The sequence below is a fragment of the Nitrosopumilus sp. S4 genome, from assembly GCF_054515835.1.
This window is the reverse complement of record NZ_CM137258.1, coordinates 804476-819558: the sequence shown is the minus strand read 5'-3', so window position 1 is coordinate 819558 and position 15083 is coordinate 804476. Positions and strand designations below refer to the sequence as shown.

22 protein-coding genes and 1 pseudogene are annotated in these 15083 nt (G+C 30.8%); 11 read left to right on the top strand and 12 right to left on the bottom strand.

Going from position 1 to position 15083, the window contains the following annotated elements; all coding sequences use genetic code 11:
- The first annotated feature begins 77 nt into the window (after nt 1-77).
- Both ACX119_RS04565 and ACX119_RS04560 read left to right on the top strand, forming a co-directional pair.
- Entirely contained in the window at nt 78-242 is a 165-nt protein-coding gene (locus ACX119_RS04565; protein WP_459351942.1) for a hypothetical protein, read from the top strand.
- Between the two features lie 55 nt (nt 243-297).
- A complete protein-coding gene (locus ACX119_RS04560; protein WP_459351941.1) occupies nt 298-819 on the top strand; it encodes a hypothetical protein in 522 nt (173 codons plus the stop codon).
- Nucleotides 820-857: 38 nt separating this feature from the next.
- Here ACX119_RS04560 and ACX119_RS04555 read toward each other — a convergent pair whose 3' ends face one another.
- Entirely contained in the window at nt 858-1109 is a 252-nt protein-coding gene (locus ACX119_RS04555) for a hypothetical protein (protein ID WP_459351940.1), read from the bottom strand.
- Between the two features lie 74 nt (nt 1110-1183).
- On the bottom strand, nt 1184-2266 hold the full coding sequence (locus ACX119_RS04550) for a tetratricopeptide repeat protein (RefSeq protein ID WP_459351939.1): 1083 nt from the start codon (nt 2264-2266) through the stop codon (nt 1184-1186).
- A gap of 308 nt (nt 2267-2574) precedes the next feature.
- Here ACX119_RS04550 and ACX119_RS04545 point away from each other — a divergent pair, with 308 nt between their 5' ends.
- The 3 genes from ACX119_RS04545 to ACX119_RS04535 are packed head-to-tail and all read left to right on the top strand — an operon-like array spanning nt 2575 to nt 4844.
- Nucleotides 2575-3690: an agmatinase family protein gene (locus tag ACX119_RS04545; RefSeq protein ID WP_459351938.1), complete on the top strand. Its 1116-nt coding sequence runs from the start codon at nt 2575-2577 to the stop codon at nt 3688-3690.
- Nucleotides 3690-4091 carry an urease subunit gamma gene (locus ACX119_RS04540; RefSeq protein WP_459351937.1) on the top strand — a complete coding sequence of 134 codons (402 nt, stop codon included), beginning with the start codon at nt 3690-3692 and terminating at the stop codon, nt 4089-4091. Before ACX119_RS04545 ends, ACX119_RS04540 begins: the two co-directional genes overlap by 1 nt.
- On the top strand, nt 4092-4844 hold the full coding sequence (locus ACX119_RS04535) for a sulfite exporter TauE/SafE family protein (protein WP_459351936.1): 753 nt from the start codon (nt 4092-4094) through the stop codon (nt 4842-4844). It abuts the gene before it with no gap.
- 36 nt (nt 4845-4880) lie between these two features.
- Here ACX119_RS04535 and ACX119_RS04530 read toward each other — a convergent pair whose 3' ends face one another.
- Nucleotides 4881-5306, bottom strand: a complete 426-nt coding sequence (locus ACX119_RS04530) for a universal stress protein (RefSeq protein WP_459351935.1) — start codon at nt 5304-5306, stop codon at nt 4881-4883.
- A 749-nt stretch (nt 5307-6055) separates the two neighbouring features.
- Here ACX119_RS04530 and ACX119_RS04525 point away from each other — a divergent pair.
- A pseudogene (locus ACX119_RS04525) lies at nt 6056-6369 on the top strand (YnfA family protein).
- Nucleotides 6370-6491: 122 nt separating this feature from the next.
- Here the strand turns inward: ACX119_RS04525 and ACX119_RS04520 are convergent.
- Entirely contained in the window at nt 6492-7172 is a 681-nt protein-coding gene (locus ACX119_RS04520) for a hypothetical protein (RefSeq protein WP_459351934.1), read from the bottom strand.
- Between the two features lie 177 nt (nt 7173-7349).
- Here ACX119_RS04520 and ACX119_RS04515 point away from each other — a divergent pair, with 177 nt between their 5' ends.
- Nucleotides 7350-8441, top strand: coding sequence for a homospermidine biosynthesis protein (locus ACX119_RS04515; RefSeq protein WP_459351933.1), 1092 nt, complete (start codon nt 7350-7352; stop codon nt 8439-8441).
- Here the strand turns inward: ACX119_RS04515 and ACX119_RS04510 are convergent.
- Nucleotides 8438-8650, bottom strand: a complete 213-nt coding sequence (locus ACX119_RS04510) for a hypothetical protein (protein WP_459351932.1) — start codon at nt 8648-8650, stop codon at nt 8438-8440. The two genes, ACX119_RS04515 and ACX119_RS04510, sit on opposite strands and share 4 nt — an antisense overlap.
- Nucleotides 8651-8771: 121 nt before the next feature.
- Here ACX119_RS04510 and ACX119_RS04505 point away from each other — a divergent pair, with 121 nt between their 5' ends.
- Nucleotides 8772-9080 carry a MarR family transcriptional regulator gene (locus ACX119_RS04505; RefSeq protein ID WP_459351931.1) on the top strand — a complete coding sequence of 103 codons (309 nt, stop codon included), beginning with the start codon at nt 8772-8774 and terminating at the stop codon, nt 9078-9080.
- Here the strand turns inward: ACX119_RS04505 and ACX119_RS04500 are convergent.
- Nucleotides 9062-9448, bottom strand: a complete 387-nt coding sequence (locus ACX119_RS04500; RefSeq protein WP_459351930.1) for a cyclophilin-like fold protein — start codon at nt 9446-9448, stop codon at nt 9062-9064. The two genes, ACX119_RS04505 and ACX119_RS04500, sit on opposite strands and share 19 nt — an antisense overlap.
- Before the next feature lie 13 nt (nt 9449-9461).
- On the opposite strand from ACX119_RS04500, the gene ACX119_RS04495 reads away from it, so the two are divergent.
- Together ACX119_RS04495 and ACX119_RS04490 are read left to right on the top strand one after the other, a co-directional pair.
- Entirely contained in the window at nt 9462-10010 is a 549-nt protein-coding gene (locus tag ACX119_RS04495) for a DNA-directed RNA polymerase subunit K (RefSeq protein WP_459351929.1), read from the top strand.
- Nucleotides 10011-10061: 51 nt separating this feature from the next.
- Nucleotides 10062-10376: a DNA-binding protein gene (locus ACX119_RS04490; protein WP_459351928.1), complete on the top strand. Its 315-nt coding sequence runs from the start codon at nt 10062-10064 to the stop codon at nt 10374-10376.
- On the opposite strand, the gene ACX119_RS04485 is transcribed toward ACX119_RS04490, so the two are convergent.
- Nucleotides 10373-10789 (bottom strand): transcriptional regulator, encoded by a 417-nt coding sequence (locus ACX119_RS04485; protein WP_297592434.1) that lies wholly within the window; start codon nt 10787-10789, stop codon nt 10373-10375. The two genes, ACX119_RS04490 and ACX119_RS04485, sit on opposite strands and share 4 nt — an antisense overlap.
- 106 nt (nt 10790-10895) lie before the next feature.
- Between ACX119_RS04485 and ACX119_RS04480 the strand changes: the two genes are divergently transcribed.
- Complete coding sequence (locus ACX119_RS04480) at nt 10896-11840, top strand: asparagine synthase C-terminal domain-containing protein (protein WP_459351927.1); 945 nt, start codon at nt 10896-10898, stop codon at nt 11838-11840.
- Here ACX119_RS04480 and ACX119_RS04475 read toward each other — a convergent pair.
- The 5 genes from ACX119_RS04475 to ACX119_RS04455 all read right to left on the bottom strand — a co-directional run bounded on the left by ACX119_RS04475 (nt 11837) and on the right by ACX119_RS04455 (nt 15060).
- Entirely contained in the window at nt 11837-11974 is a 138-nt protein-coding gene (locus tag ACX119_RS04475) for a YHS domain-containing protein (protein WP_459351926.1), read from the bottom strand. The two genes, ACX119_RS04480 and ACX119_RS04475, sit on opposite strands and share 4 nt — an antisense overlap.
- A 286-nt stretch (nt 11975-12260) precedes the next feature.
- Nucleotides 12261-12470 carry a hypothetical protein gene (locus ACX119_RS04470; protein WP_459351925.1) on the bottom strand — a complete coding sequence of 70 codons (210 nt, stop codon included), beginning with the start codon at nt 12468-12470 and terminating at the stop codon, nt 12261-12263.
- Between the two features lie 66 nt (nt 12471-12536).
- Nucleotides 12537-12902, bottom strand: a complete 366-nt coding sequence (locus ACX119_RS04465; RefSeq protein ID WP_459351924.1) for a DUF6659 family protein — start codon at nt 12900-12902, stop codon at nt 12537-12539.
- 60 nt (nt 12903-12962) lie between these two features.
- Nucleotides 12963-14063 carry an aldo/keto reductase gene (locus ACX119_RS04460; protein WP_459351923.1) on the bottom strand — a complete coding sequence of 367 codons (1101 nt, stop codon included), beginning with the start codon at nt 14061-14063 and terminating at the stop codon, nt 12963-12965.
- Nucleotides 14064-14175: 112 nt separating this feature from the next.
- Nucleotides 14176-15060 carry a UbiA family prenyltransferase gene (locus ACX119_RS04455; RefSeq protein WP_459351922.1) on the bottom strand — a complete coding sequence of 295 codons (885 nt, stop codon included), beginning with the start codon at nt 15058-15060 and terminating at the stop codon, nt 14176-14178.
- Nucleotides 15061-15083: the final 23 nt, after the last annotated feature.

Below are 15083 nucleotides of genomic sequence, written 5' to 3'. Positions count from 1 at the left end.
AAAAGGGTAAAAATAAATTTTATTTCTAAATTTAGATAAATTAAAATTCTTATTAATTTAATCATCCTAAACACATTGTGGATAAACAATATGCATTTGCAGTTATTTTCATTATCATTGGATTGGGATTAAGCCAATCAGGTTCAAATGATTCTTTTACTACTGGTCTTGGTTTCGGGATAATAGTAATGGGAATGTTTTGGGTCTTAATTAGAGTGATAAAAGAATTCAAAAAAAAGTGATTTTTAATCAAAAATATTTTGAAAATTTTATTAATCTTATAGTAATAAAATCATCATGCCTGCAAAAGGATACTCAACAGTCGGTCTTAAACCTGCAATTTTTTCTAGATTACAAGAAGTAACTGATAGAAATTATCCGGGTATGTTTCTTCCAAGTACATTAATTATTCTAATGAATGAAATTAAGAGAGGTCATTACTCAGTAGAATCTCATAAGATTCGATTAGATCTATCGGGACATTACAATACCATGACTATACGATTAGACATTCAGCAATGGTTAGAAGAAAATTATAAAAAATTAGCTGAAGAATATGAACAAAAATACGGAGTTAAGTGTTTCACATCGTTTGTAAGTTATTTTATCATCAACATACTAGAATCAAAATTTAAGAGTCAAAATCACTGTATCAATTTAAAAGAATCAGAGTTTGAATGGTTACAAAAAGAATATAAAAAACAGAAGAACAATCAAAAGAATTTTCATGAAATTCCTAGTTTTGAAAGATTTGCAGATTCTTATATCAATAATTTATTTGAAAAAATAAAAGCTGCTAAAGAAATCCTGACTACGTAAATCCTAAAAGTATTTTTGAATTTTTAATATCATAAAAATTAGAGAGGGGTCATCGTATCTATTAATCGTGCATTTGTAACTTGCCCATCTTTTTCTTGCATTTCAAGATCTACAGTATATTTCAAATCATTTAACATGAAATTGACTTGTATATCCCATGCTTCTCGGGTTCCTTTTTCTGGAATTGGAAATGTTTCATTTATTCTAAAATTGTCTACATTTCCATATAATGCATTTATCACTCTTTTAGATTCTCTTTCTATGTCTTCAGGGGTGCTAACTCTTTGCATCAAATCAAAATATATGAACAGATATAAAAATATTTTATGATTCATTGCATTTTGGTTTTTCCTACAAGAAACAATCATAGTTTTGGAATTTTCTTTAGGAAAGAATCTTTCTTATTTTTCTTCAACTCAACTTCAACTTTATTTTTATGATAAATTGCAGTTTGATTATCAGGATCAAGCCGTATAGCTTTCTCATAGTACTTTAGAGATTCTTCATACTTTTTTAATAATAAAAGTAATTTTCCTTTGTAGCTGATTGCATAGACATAATTTGGATTTATCATTAATGCTTTCTCACAATACTCAAGTGCTTCCGCATATTTTTTTGAATGTTCTAGAAACCACACCATACTACACAAGGCAACAATGTTTTTGGGTTCAATTTGTAATGCCTGCTCACAATAGAATTTTGCAGTTCCATGGCGTTTTAATGAAAAGCATGAAATTCCTTTACTATAAAGAGCTCTCACATTATTTGGATCATATTCCAATATTTTATCAAAACACTCTATTGCTTTTTTATACAACCCATTTCTATCCAAGGCTAATCCTTTATTCATTAAAGCAATTGTACATTTTGGGTCAATCTCCAAGGCACGGTCATAAAACACAAAAACATCTTTATTTGAAAAACCTGCAAAATCAAGGGTCCAGCCTTTGGCCACTAATGCATTGATATTTTTATTGTCTATCGCTAAAGCACGAGTATAAAATTTTATGGCAATCTCATGCTTACCTTGGGATGTAAATTTTTGTCCTTTTTCATAGAGAATCTGTGATTGTCTGGAATCTTCAGCAATTGCCTGATTCAAAAACGATATTGCTTCAGAACGTCGTTCTAATCTTCCTAAAATCAAACTCATATTGTAAAGCGCAATAGTATTTTTTGGATTTACCGATAAAACTTTTTTAGTGAGGTCTAGAGCTTTTTTATTTTGGCCTAATTTACTAAAACATAACCCCATTGAAATCAATGAATCCAAATTAAGAGGATCTATGTCAAGAGATTTTTTAAAATAAAATATTGCCTTTTTGAATTCCCTAATCTTTTCAAATGCAATGCCTTTGTAGTATAATGCATCTATATTTTTTGGATCTATAGATAAAACATGATCAAAACAAACTTGAGAATTATGAAAATCTTTAATTTTGAGCAAGGTGGTGCCTTTATAAAGATAAGCTATGAGGTTTTCAGAGTCTATAGAAATAGCTTTGTTAAATTTAGAAATAGCTTTTTTATAATCATTGTAATATACAGAGGTCAAACCTTGATTCAAAAAATACCATGCATTTTTTGATTTTTTGAACATTATAGGATATTGTTCAGATATTATTTTTATGTTTAAATCGTATATTACACATACTTTAATTTTTTCTTTTAGAACTTTTCTTCACTATTGAAAAATAAAAACGTATTTTACTCAAAATATTTAATTACAAATATTCTTCATAAAATTTGATTTAATTGGGTGCTGAATTTTATGGTGATGATTTTCAAGGAGCAGATGTTGCGCCATTTGTAGGAATTAATACATTTTTACATCTCCCATGGATAAAGACACACAAAGAATTACTTGAAGCAAAACCAGATGTTGCAATTATCGGTGAACCTTTTGATTTTGGCACTACTATTCGTCCAGGTGCAAGATATGGGCCAAGGGCAATAAGAGCGGCATCTACAATTCCATCCCCTCCATTTGAACGATTCAATATAGAAACAGGTGCAGACCCATTTGGAACCTTTCGAACAGTAGATTATGGAGATGTAATAGTTTCTCCAGGAGATGTAATAGAATCTCATAAAAGAATGACTTTAAAAGTCAAAGAGGTTTTAGAAGCTGATGGTATCCCTGTAATGCTTGGAGGCGACCATTCTATCACATATGCAAACGTTAGAGCATTTGCAAAAAAATACAAAAACATCGGCATGATTCATTTTGATACCCATGCAGATTGTGCACCACAGGGGCTTACTGGATTCAAATACGATCATGGTGCACATATTAGAAGAATTATGGAGATGGGGTGTCTCAAAGGAAAAAATTATTCTCTTGTTGGTCCTAGGGGTTATTGGCCAGGTAGAGATTTATACAAATGGATGGCAGATCAAGATTTTCAGTGGTTTACAATGCTTGATGTGGAAGAACTAGGAATCGACTATATTGCAAAAGAGATTGCAGACAGAGCAAATGATGGAACAGATGCAGTTTATCTAAGTTGGGATATTGATTCTTTTGATCCTTCTTATGCGCCAGGTACAGGAGAGCCAGAACCAAATGGACTAACTTCAAGAGAAGGAATCAGAATGATACGTCTATTATCAAAATCATTTGATCCTGATCGATTCGCAATGGATTTGGTAGAGATTGCTCCAGCATATGATGTCAGTGACAATAGTTCTTACAATGGAGGAATCACATCAGGTTTGGGTCAAAGATTAGTGATCGAATTATTAGCTGGGTTATCATTAACAAAGAGAGGCCTCAATGAAGGAGATCCGGTAAGACCAAATGACTATCGCGGAACTGGTAACACATACAGTTTTGGAAATCCAACTGCAAAAATACCAAAGAGGGATTAATGAAGATTGAAATATTGGTACAGGGTGATCCAGATAGCAAACCATTTACCAAAAAATTCAATTATGAGAAATTAGATGATTTAATTTTTTTCAAAACCACACAAATAATAAAAAATCGTCTTTCAAACAATTTACGTTTAAACATAAATGAAACTCTTGAATTCTATGTAGCATTTATTATAATTTCCTTAAATGAAAACAAAACAATTAATGAAATACAAAAATACATTCCAAAACTTCTTTCATCATACCAAGTAATGATAGGAGTTCCTGAAAGCCTAAGAAAATTAATCTTTACAATTATAAAAAATGAAAACAATACCAAAACTATATCAATTACAACGCCTATTCCAGTGAACCAATATTTTCTTCACAATCAAGATACAGGAACCGTGAGGTGAGTGATTGACTATTTAATTGGGATATTACAAGATAGTAACCCATTTTTAGTTATTGGTGCAGGATTAATAATTGGATTATTACATTCTTTTGAACCTGATCACCTTAGTGCTATATCCACTCAAATACAAAATAATCACAAATCAAGAAACTCCAAATTGGAATTAAAGAGTCTAACAATTAGATCAACCTTACGTGGGATAATGTGGGGAATGGGACACACATCGAGCATAATTGTCATCGGCTTACTTATTGTAGGTTTGTCATTAAACATTTCAGAAAAATTTTTTCTTAGTGCAGAAATTGTTGTAGGGTTTATGTTAATCATTTTAGGAATTTTAACATTTTCAAATAGAAATTTTCTAAAACATAAACACATACATCCTCACGAACATTCAAACGGAGTATCTCATATACATAATCATTCACACAAGGGAGACCACAATCATGAACATAGATCATATCTAATTGGATGCGTTCATGGTATTGCTGGTAGTGGAAGTCTTATTGCATTAATTGTCTCTACTATGAATGGTTTTGAAATGATGATTTACTTTTTAATTTTATTTTGTATTGGTAGTATAATGGGCATGTCTTTAGCTAGTGGATTTTTTGGATTATCATTTATTATAGTATCAAAAATTAATTTAGCATCAAAATATCTAAGATGTGTAATTGCCAGTTTAACATTCATCATAGGTATCAACATAGTATTGTCAATTGGATTTGATGGAAAATTATTTTTATTAGGTTAAGAATATCATAACAATACAGAGTTTATTTTAATAGCATCACTTTACAACCAGGACTGATACTTTTGATTTTTGTACAACAGCATTTGACACGCTACCCATAATTGTGCCTTTAAAACCACCAATACCTTTTGAACCCATTACAATAAGATCAATTTTTTCTTTTTGAGCAAATTCAGAAATTTTGGTAGAAGGCTTTCCATGAAGAATTTTTGATACAAATTTTACTTCTTGTTTTTGGCAATATTTTTTTGATAGTTCTAACATTTTTTCGGCTTTACTTGTTACAAATTTTCTATAATTTGTTACAGTTGAGACGAGTGTAGGATATATTACAACTATATTGATTCCTATAATGGTGGCATTTGTTAATTTTGCAATAAATATTGCTTTATCCAGTCCTTTTTTTGATGAATCAGAACCATCCAACGGAACTAAAATATTTTTAATTTGTTGTACGGTCATGAATAATCACAAGAGTATTCAATTATTAAACATTTTTAATTAAAATAAATATTTAATTTTTTATCGGATTATTTAATTACAAACAGGGAATAACCAATTTGAATGAAAAAATGGGGTGACTGAATAAATTACGTATAATACGTTTAACGTAAATTATCAGTTGACCTAAAAATAAATTTAAATTTTGTTGATTCGCTACAAGCTAATAAAAATAAACATAAAATAGATAATGAAAAAATGATTAATGAAAAAATGATGGTCTGAAAAAAATATAATTCAGAGAGAACAGACAATATGACAATTACAAATCCAATTACATTTGATGAAACTAATATAGAAATAAATAAATTTCTGTGCTTACTAAGTTTTTTTTGAAGCATATGTCAAGTGTAAATTAGAGCAAGATCATATTTAACAATTTATTAATTTACGCATATTACGTCATTATTTTACTCATAAAACAAAATCAAGATGTTAAGAAAATAAAATAAACAAATAGTACATCATAGATTTTTTAAAAAAGATTATCATCGTTTAATTCAACATTATCGTAAATGCAAAATCACAAAAAAATTTTAATTTCAATATTTTTCTTCTTTCTTGCAAGTCTTTTAGAGATTGGTGGAGGTTAATTGAAGGAGTCAAACCAGGCAACTATGACATTATCGGGACCATAATTGCGATACTTGGAATTATAATAATTTTTTACATACCAAGAAAAGAGGAAAAAATTTGGTCAAGACAATTCTATCAACTCTAGGACTATTTTTTTAGCAGCATTACTAGAGATACTTGGAGGTTTTCTTGTTTGGAAATGGTTACGAGATCATAAAAGAAGAATTTTTGGAATAATAGGCAGGTTAATTTTATTTTCGTATGGGATTGTTATGACAATGCAACTGCAAGTTTTGGAAAAGTGTATGCTACTTACGGTGGAATTTTTGTTATATCTTCAATAATTTGGAGTTATTTTATAGTTAAGAAAAAACCAGACATGTTTGATGTTATTGGTTCAATTGTTATTGTGATTGGCATTGTAATAATGTTTTATTTTCCACGTTAGCATCTAACAGGGTTATAAAAAACAGTCAAACAGATCTCTATAGAGTTTTAACATTTTTTCTTAATTTTAATTATTTTTATCTTCTTGGAACGGTACATGAATTTATTTTTGAGAAAAAATTCTTAAAGTTTGGTTCTAAGTGTTGCAACATAGATATTGTCAGCCATTAACTGTAAAATATCATCAAGAGTAAGTCCAATATGAATAGCAGTTTTTTCAATTTCCAAAAGCACATCCTGGGATATAGTTTTTAATACAACAACTTTATTATCCCAATCTTGGTGGGGTATTTTTCTCAATTCTTGGTAAAATTTTTCGTTAGGTTCTACCACATAACTGTAAACTTTTTTTCTTATGACATAGTCTGAAACTTTAATTCCACATTTTTCAAACATTTTGATTTCAGTTTTACAATTTATATCCGACCAAGATTTTGAAATATCATGATCAACTATAATACGCACACCTTTTCTACCACATAGAATCATTGATGAATGACAATCATGCATATATTTTATTTTCAATCTACTTTCAAGTATGTTAAAAGTAATTTTAGGGGTATCTTTTCTAATCATTTCCAAAAAATAATCAGACATGTTATCTGTGATTTTATCAAGTTCTTTATCTGGAATTTTTAAAAAATATTTACTTACAAACTTAATTGGGACAATTCTTCCTAAATTAATTATTAATTCAGAACTCTCTTGTTCTGGTTTTGAGTCTCTTTCTTTCCTAGATTCAAACCAGGCGTATTTGGTCTTACTACAACTATGGGGTTCATCATCAAGACATGTACAGATCATGAATGTGCTGTATTACCTTTAGAACCTTAAAACTTGTTCTAATTTTTTTAATCATACTATACACAAAAAATAACCTATAATTGGTGATTCTTAAAAAATGCATTTTACAAAATGCATTTTTTATCAAATATCATTCAAGTCGCAAGTATTAATTACCAAGACAATTAATTTTTAAAAATGGACCCTCATAATTTTCATGGAAAAGACATACCTCATATTAAATTAAATCCAAAAATGACTATAGAAGATCTGGTAAATGTTTTTGCTAGTTCAGGATACAATGGAAGAAAATTAGGGGAAGCAGCAAAATTATATGCTAAAATGATACAAGAAGATGCAACAATTTGTTTAACTGTATCGGGAGCATTAACCCCTGTTGGATTTGGAGGAATTATCAAGACACTCATTGAAAGAGGATTTATTGATTGGATTATCACAACAGGAGCAAATGTGTATCATGAGGATCATTTTGCATGGGGTTTACCAGTAAAACAAGGAAGTTTTGAAGTTGATGATATGAAATTATATAAAAATGAAATAGTCAGAATTCGTGATATATATATAAAATTCTATGAAACCCTTGAAGCTCAAGATCAAGTGGTTCAGAAAATGTTTGGAGATAATTTTCCTGAAAAGTCTTTTACAACTGCAGAATTTTGTAATTTGATGGGAAAGATGAGTAAAGAGAATTCAAAATATCCGGAAAAAAGTTTTGTGACAACCGCATATGATTATGATGTTCCAGTGTATATTTCCACATTGAAGGATTCATCATTGGCATTGAATTTAGCTATTCATCGACTAAGAGATAAAATATACAATCTTGATTTTGTGAGAGAAATAATTGAACAAGCTGCAATTCTTTATGATTCAAAGAAATCTGGAATTTTAGAGTTAGGTGGAGGAGTGCCAAAGAACACAGCACAACAAACAGGACCTCTGTTAGACCAAATTCTTAGAAGAAATGACGGGGGTCAAGATTACATTATTCAAATTACAGATGCACGTCCAGATACGGGTGGATTGTCGGGAGCAACTTTACAAGAAGGGAAAAGTTGGGGGAAAGTACAAGATTCCCATCAAGATATAGTAACGGTTTATGCAGATACAACAATTGCATTTCCAATTTTAGCTCTATATGCTTTAAGTAATCAGAAAAAAAGAAAACCAAAAAGATTATACAAAAAAATTGGCAAATTATATGAAAAATTAAGTGAAGATTATTTTAAAAACCCACCTAAGAAAAATAGAACTAAGAAAAGAAATTAAAACTTGTCAAATCTAGCACGTTCTAGATCTCTATCATCTTTAGACTCTTTTTTCCACTCTTTGTAATGCTCTTTACACAAAACTGTTTTTTTTCCAGCAGAGTTTACCCTTAATCCAGCATTTTCAACTTTAGTAGTATTAAGTGAACGAGCTCCATCCTTATCACATCCCTCAACATTACATTTTGCTCCTTTTGATATAATTCCCATAAAATCAATTAATCAAGATGTTATTTATATTTGAAAAATATGCCATTTGAAAAATAATTCTATCCATAGAATTAATGCAATTGGTACATCGTTTATAAGAGGATTATTTTAGTCACAAATTATGGGTGGAGCAAAAAAACCAACTGCTGCAAATAAAGACAAATCTGCTGGCAAAGAGACAAAGAAAAGTAAAAAAGACAAAGGAGAGAGCGGTCCAAAGAAAGCAGAGATCACAGTTATTGTAAATGAACAGCAAGCAATGAAAATTATTAATAACTCAAAGGTGGTTACAGTTCAGGACTTAGCAAGACAGATTGGAGTTAAAATTTCTGCAGCAAATGCGTTTCTAAAAGATGCTGCAAAAAAGGGAACGGTGAAAAAAGTTGGTGGTTATTCAGGACACCATTTGTATCAAAAAGTTTCTTCATAGATAGAAAAAACATCACCAGATTTTACATCATTTAACATCATAATTTTATCACCTAATTTTCCAATCGGGGTCATAGTTTTTCCTGAAACAACATCATTTGTAAAAAAGCATATACTTCCAGTAGATGGTAAAAAAGCAATATCACCTTTCTTGAATTCAGATCTGGCTCTTTCAATTCCAGAATCAATAGTCGTTTCAAAATACACGATACTTTTTCCAAGATGGTGAGCATGTCCTTCTAATGGCAAGGATCTCATTATGGTTCCAACGGTTCTCGGAGATAAATGTCGTTTTAGATCACATGGGATTTTTGCTTTGCCTCTAATTTCTAAAATTAGTTGTTTTCTGGAGACTGATGATGTACTCAATTCGTACTTTAAAATGATTAGATTATATAACGTTTTAAGAAAATTTCGGTACTTGTCTGATGTCGAAAATGCAGAATTAATTGAACCTCAAGAACCCGAAATTTTAGAATCAACTGATTCCATAGATGAGGAACCAGAAGTAAATGCAGGGTTAAACAAAGCACTAGACACATATCGAAAATTAATAGAAAAAAATGATGGTATCGAACCATTAACTGAAAAAGAACAAGAAAAGTTAGAAAAAAGAATCAAAGAGATTGAAGAAAGAGACGTAGTTGAAAAAATTGAAGAACATGATCCTACAGAAATTCCATGTGAGAAAGGAAAAATTACAATTGGACCTCCAACATTAACAAGATTTGAAAAAGCAAGAATAATGGGTGCAAGAGCACTACAACTATCATTAGGAGCACCACCATTTATTCCAATTCCAAAAACTGCAAGAATTTCATTAGATATTTCAATGGAAGAATTAGAACAAAGAGTAATTCCAATTACTATTAGAAGAGTTCTTCCAAATGGAGATTATCAGAACATTCCAATCGACTATTTTGATAAATGAATCAATGGTCGATAAAACTTAAAAGAACAAAAAATTGCTGATTGTTGAATAATGCTCATGGACGAGATAAGTGAACCGTATGGTCAAGAGCAGACCAAAAAGTCTGAGGATACCATCGTAAATATTGGAAATGATCCTGTTATGTTATCAGCTGTAGATGTTTTGGCAATTCTTGGAAAAAAGAGTAAGGTGATTCTACGGGCAAAAGGCAATTCAATACCAAATGCAGTAGCAGTTGCAAATATTATTACAGAAAAGATGTTAAATGGAAATTCCAAAGTTCAGAAAATCACACTGGATACAGAATCTGCACCAGGTATTGGGAATATGACATCAACTGTAGAAATTATTTTAAATAAAATTTAGTATACGCTTCCAGGACCCTTTAGAAGCATGTTTTCACATTCTTTGCAAACTTGCTCGTCAATGTTGGATTCTAAATTATGATGTATCTCACAAATTAGCAAACTTGATTTAATATAATTACAAAGACCAATGAATTTTGAAAGACTAGATGGAGTATAGGCCATATCAGATGATAAACTATCACTAAGCTCATCAATCATTATTGCAACTTGCTTTTCTGCCAATAATTTTGAAATTAGCGACGGATCACCGCGAGTTCCTCTAATGTAATTACTAATTGCAGCTTGAGTAACACCGAGCATTTTTGAGATTTCATCTTCTCTAATATTATGATCTTCAGCAAGTTTTTTTGCAAGAATTGCTCGTAAAGCAGGAATTAGAGTTTTGGATTCAATCTCAGCTGGTAGAAGCATTGATTTTCAAGGACGACATTAAGAATTTAAAGTTTGCAATACTGCCAATAAATTTGAACAAATCATTAGGCATAGCTATTTTAATTTCAAACGAGTATGATTGTTAGTGGAGGATATTTCTCAACAACTTTACAATGTTTTAGAAGAAGCTTGTAATTCATGTAATTCAAATTTAATTTCATTATCTGGAGGTCTAGATAGTTCAATCATAGCATATTTTTTAAATCAAAAAAAACCTAAAGCAATTGCAGTGATAGCAGAAGATTTTGTCTCTACAGATCTCACATATTGCCAAATGATTTCAAAGGAAATGAATATCCCATTATCAATTTTCAATGTTAAAACAGCAGTTATTCTAGAGGCAATAGAGGAAACAATCAGAATTTTAAAAAACTTTAACGATATAGAAATCAGAAATAATGTAGTAATGTATTTGGCAATAAAATGGGCAAAAGATAATGATAAAGAATCCATCATCACTGGAGATGGAGCAGATGAATTATTTGCAGGATATAGTTTTCTAATAAACAAACCTATTGATGAGTTAGAAAATGAGATAAAACGTGTCTGTTCAGTAATGCATTTTCCTACTCAAAAAATCGGTGAAAAGTTGGGAGTAAAAATAGAATCACCTTTTCTAAATAAGAAAGTAATGGATTTGGCAGAAAAGATTCCTGTAAATATGAAAGTGGGGGAAGAGAATGGAAAAAGACACGGGAAACTAATTTTGAGAAAAACCTTTGAGAAATACATTCCAGCACAAATTGCGTGGAGAGAGAAATCACCCATGCAAGATGGTTCTGGAACTTCAGGTCTCACAAATCTATTCAATTCAGTAATAGGAGAAGAGACCTATGTAGAAAAGAAACTGACAGTTGAGAAAAATGATAGTGTGGTGATAAGAAGTAGAGAGTCCATGTATTATTATGAAATTTTTAAAAAAATATTTGGTTCCCCAGTAGATAGTAATGCAGAAAAAACATGTCCTTATTGCAAACACAAAGTTGAGAATTCAAGGTTTTGCAGAATGTGCGGTGCCTTTCCTATCTAAGAATTTTTATATTTTCTAGGTTTTTTTATAAAAATTCGTCTGCATCCATTGCAACAAAAGTAAAACTTTTTTCCATCATATTCATGAAGAAGAGCTAAATCTTCATCTAATTCAATTCCACATACTGGATCCACTGGCACAAGTTTTCCTTATGTGAATTCTATTTATAGATTAAGATAAAAAATCGATTCAGGTCTAAGAAAATGAATTAATCTTTGGAATTTTAATTTAAAGATGGATTGTTTGATGATTTATCATCATTTATCACATTCAGGGTATCGAATACTCATCTTTCTAAACATCATAATTATGATAGCAGTTCTTACATACCAACTACTCATTTGAATGAGCATTTTTAGTAACTGTTTTGTATTAAATTTTGTAAATTAAATTATGACGATCGTTGTAATATTCTATTAATTATACAGTAAGTTTTACAGATCTTCCCTTTAGTTTTGAAATAACATCACTAGTCATTTTAATAACATGTTCTATCTCTTGAGGGTTTAATTCATCTCTACATTGATTAATAGAATTCTCTACGAGTGAACCAATTTCCTTTGTCAGTTCTGCCATAGCCATATATTCAAAATCAATTTCGTCATAGCCTATTTTATTATAGTTTTCCATTTAATCATCAGATTGATTTTTAGTTATTAAGGATCACCGAAATGTCCCAAAAGTGGAAACAAGTAATTATGCGTGAATTATAGATATGATTTTTTTTGGAAGAACACCATAATCAGCATCTGGTTCAGATACAACATACAAAATATCTTCATTAATTAGAAAACTTAGTGCTAAAGCCCTCTCACGGGAAGCCATTGCAAAATTAACTGGTCCAAGTTGCTTGTCAAACTCTTTTCTCATCTTAACACGTAATGCCAACTCCATGAAAATCATTTCATCATCTTTTTCACTCTCTAGGGGTTCAACATTTTCTTTCATTCCACCTGCAACCAAACGACCTCTTTCATTTATGACGCCTGCAAAACGGATTTTTGGGTCCAATGATTTTATAGAATCACAAATTTTTGTATAATCATAAATCTTAGCAGACATGTACTCTAATTCCTAATGTTGACCCATTAATTATCCTTCTATATAATTTTGATTTTAAAATTAAGAGGTAAGTTTCTTGACTAATGATAGGAAATCATCCTCAGACAACGGAGGGATTTTTAGAATCTCAAGATTTTCAGAGACGTGTTCTGAGGATTTCTGTCCAACCAAAGGTGCAAGCACTCCAGGAGTAGAACGAATGAACTGTAAAGCCCTAAGTGATGGTTTGAGTTCACTAAACTCAGGCATTACACCAGGTGTCAATAATCGGCCCTGCATGAAAGGAACACTTGTAAAAACCCCAACACCTAATGAGACAGCAGATTCTAAAATAGAAACAGGTTTTGAATTAAACATTTGATTTTTTGCAAGTAATGCTTGATCATAATGCATATTGTATGGTAACTGAATAAATCGAAATCCATGATCAACACCGCCAATTTTTTTTGCAAGATTAAATGTATCCTCTAGCGACAAATATTGAGGATTATCATTGGAGACACGAAAACATTCCCATGTTGCCATTCCATAAAACTTAATTTTTCCTTCATCACGTTTTTGTTCATATAATTCAAAAACAGTTTTTAAATTCTCAATGAATTTGTCTTTTGAGATATCTTTAATCTGTCCCTCAACGGCATTGTGAAGATAAATCAAATCAACACATTCTAAATCTAAATTTTTCAAACTTCTATCAAGTTGATCTGAAAGATATGTTGGAGTCATGCAATGATATCCAGAAGTCACATCTCCTTCTTTGATTATGCCCTTTTGAGAATACTCTTCTTTGACATACTCCCAAAATCCCAAATTTACATCAGCATCATTTGTCACATAACCATTTTTTGTACTAACAAAAATCTGATCACGTGAAATTTTCTTGTTCTGAATTAATTCAGATATTGCTTTTCCAACAGAACGTTCTGCTTTTTGAGATCTATAGTTTATTGCAGTATCAATAACATTTACTCCAGACTGAATCGATTGTTTTACAGCATCAGTAACTAATTGGTCAGTTTTGGAATCAGCATCACCAAGATATGTTCCAATACCAACATTGGACAATGAAAGGTTTTGAAATTCCTTAAAATTGGCAGGATTTACGCCTGAATTTTGAGCAAATTTTTTGGTTCCTTCAGAGGTTGCAAATCCAGAGATCATGAGAATTCTAAATTTTTACTAAATTTATGTTAAAGCTTGATTTTTGAGCCAAAGTGCTATCAATTCAGTCATAGTTTTACTGGATTTACTAATCAGTACAATAATACATAATTTAGAGTCCAATTAAAAAACTTGCAACAAACAAAGCTCCTGTGACTCTACTAAACATCAATGTGGATGACATGTATGGCACTAGGTCATCAATAGAGTCATAATTTCTTTTTAATCCCATTTCAGATTTAATCATCAATGGTATGCTAAGAAATGTAATTAATGAAAATACAGGAAATGAACCTAAAGAAATTCCAACGAGAATTGCAACATATGAGACCAAAGGAAATACCCAAAAAAGTTTTGTGGCTTTTTTCTTTCCAAGACAAATAACCAAAGTTTTCCTTCCCTTTGATTTATCAGCATCATGATCTGGAAACGATGCAATAAATAAGACTAAAGAAGATAGAGCACCTACAACAATTCCTGCAAGAACAGATTCCATACTTAATTGAGCAGACTGAATAAAGTATGTACCAATTACAATCATAGAACCTTTTACGGCAACAAAGAATTCACCTAGTCCTGAATCAACAATTTTAGTAGAATAAAAGTAAATAGATAAAATTGCAAAGCCCAAAATTATTGCAATAGTAATTCCATCTGTTACTACAAAATATCCTCCAATAACTGTCCCAATAATTAAAAACGCAATACCCGCTCTGTAAACAGATGATGGTTTTAGCAACCCTTCAGGCAATACACCTGTCCCACCACTCATTTTTGTTCTAGTGGTTTTAGTATCAATACCTCGTTTAAAATCCCAAAAATCATTTAGTAAATCAACACTTGCATGAAGTGCCATTACACCTGCAAATGTTAAAACGGCATCAAGATAATCAATTGATAAATTCTGCCACCAATTAAGTGATAACCCAACAGATACTGCAATTATTGAGGCTAGCAAAAAACGTACACGAATTACACGAAACCAAACAGATAGCATATACTCATTGCAATTTTTAGGTA

Bases quoted from the DNA above. Each gene is read 5' to 3' on its own strand.
- ACX119_RS04560 (WP_459351941.1), top strand. From the start codon at position 298: ATGCCTGCAAAAGGATACTCAACAGTCGGTCTTAAACCTGCAATTTTT.
- ACX119_RS04555 (WP_459351940.1), bottom strand. From the start codon at position 1,109: ATGCAAAGAGTTAGCACCCCTGAAGACATAGAAAGAGAATCTAAAAGA.
- ACX119_RS04540 (WP_459351937.1), top strand. From the start codon at position 3,690: ATGAAGATTGAAATATTGGTACAGGGTGATCCAGATAGCAAACCATTT.
- ACX119_RS04530 (WP_459351935.1), bottom strand. From the start codon at position 5,306: ATGACCGTACAACAAATTAAAAATATTTTAGTTCCGTTGGATGGTTCT.
- ACX119_RS04520 (WP_459351934.1), bottom strand. From the start codon at position 7,172: ATGATCTGTACATGTCTTGATGATGAACCCCATAGTTGTAGTAAGACC.
- ACX119_RS04515 (WP_459351933.1), top strand. From the start codon at position 7,350: ATGGACCCTCATAATTTTCATGGAAAAGACATACCTCATATTAAATTA.
- ACX119_RS04510 (WP_459351932.1), bottom strand. From the start codon at position 8,650: ATGGGAATTATATCAAAAGGAGCAAAATGTAATGTTGAGGGATGTGAT.
- ACX119_RS04505 (WP_459351931.1), top strand. From the start codon at position 8,772: ATGGGTGGAGCAAAAAAACCAACTGCTGCAAATAAAGACAAATCTGCT.
- ACX119_RS04495 (WP_459351929.1), top strand. From the start codon at position 9,462: ATGATTAGATTATATAACGTTTTAAGAAAATTTCGGTACTTGTCTGAT.
- ACX119_RS04490 (WP_459351928.1), top strand. From the start codon at position 10,062: ATGCTCATGGACGAGATAAGTGAACCGTATGGTCAAGAGCAGACCAAA.
- ACX119_RS04485 (WP_297592434.1), bottom strand. From the start codon at position 10,789: ATGCTTCTACCAGCTGAGATTGAATCCAAAACTCTAATTCCTGCTTTA.
- ACX119_RS04470 (WP_459351925.1), bottom strand. From the start codon at position 12,470: ATGGAAAACTATAATAAAATAGGCTATGACGAAATTGATTTTGAATAT.
- ACX119_RS04465 (WP_459351924.1), bottom strand. From the start codon at position 12,902: ATGTCTGCTAAGATTTATGATTATACAAAAATTTGTGATTCTATAAAA.
- ACX119_RS04460 (WP_459351923.1), bottom strand. From the start codon at position 14,063: ATGATCTCTGGATTTGCAACCTCTGAAGGAACCAAAAAATTTGCTCAA.
- ACX119_RS04455 (WP_459351922.1), bottom strand. From the start codon at position 15,060: ATGCTATCTGTTTGGTTTCGTGTAATTCGTGTACGTTTTTTGCTAGCC.